This is a genomic window from Grimontia marina, assembly GCF_900060185.1.
In the GTDB taxonomy this organism is placed as follows: Bacteria; Pseudomonadota; Gammaproteobacteria; order Enterobacterales; family Vibrionaceae; genus Enterovibrio; species Enterovibrio marinus.
The window spans coordinates 1-521 of the sequence record NZ_FIZY01000285.1 but is presented as its reverse complement, the minus strand read 5'-3'; the positions used below and the strand labels follow the sequence as shown (position 1 = coordinate 521).

The 521-nt window shown below is 46.1% G+C and carries 1 protein-coding gene; it reads right to left on the bottom strand.

What is annotated here, in order from left to right; translation table 11 throughout:
* The coding region (locus GMA8713_RS26445; RefSeq protein WP_198159624.1) for a RidA family protein at window positions 1-521 on the bottom strand (521 nt) is incomplete at both ends.

The window sequence follows — 521 nt, the reverse complement described above, 5'->3', positions numbered from 1 at the left end:
GAGATATTGTTGTAGTGAGAGAAGGCCACGCTTTGCGTCGATAGGGCGTTTAACGGTGCTTTTTCGGTATTGGTTGCCTTAATAACGATGCCGTGACGGTCTTCAACTAATTGAGGCGGTGTACCATCGCCATGAGAAACGGTCGCATCTATTTGTACGAGTGCATCCAGCGCTAAGCCTTCCACAACCACAGTGGAGCGTGCAGGTAAGTAATTAACGGCACGAGCAATGGAAGAATCTGGGAAGAAGGTTTTATACACTTCGTCAACGGCCTCAAGATCCTCCAACTTTGTGATATGAATATTTGTTTTGACGATATCATCCATCGGCACGTCAATGCTTTCGAGTATCGTTTTGATATTGCGTAGACATTGTTGTGTCTGTTCTTTTATCCCGCCTGTCACTACATTCCCCGACTTTGGTTCGATAGGCAGCTGAGCGGAAATATGATTGTAGTGGGAAAACGCAACAGTCTGGCTTGAGAGTGGTGTTATCGGCGCGTTGACGCTATTTCTAGTTAA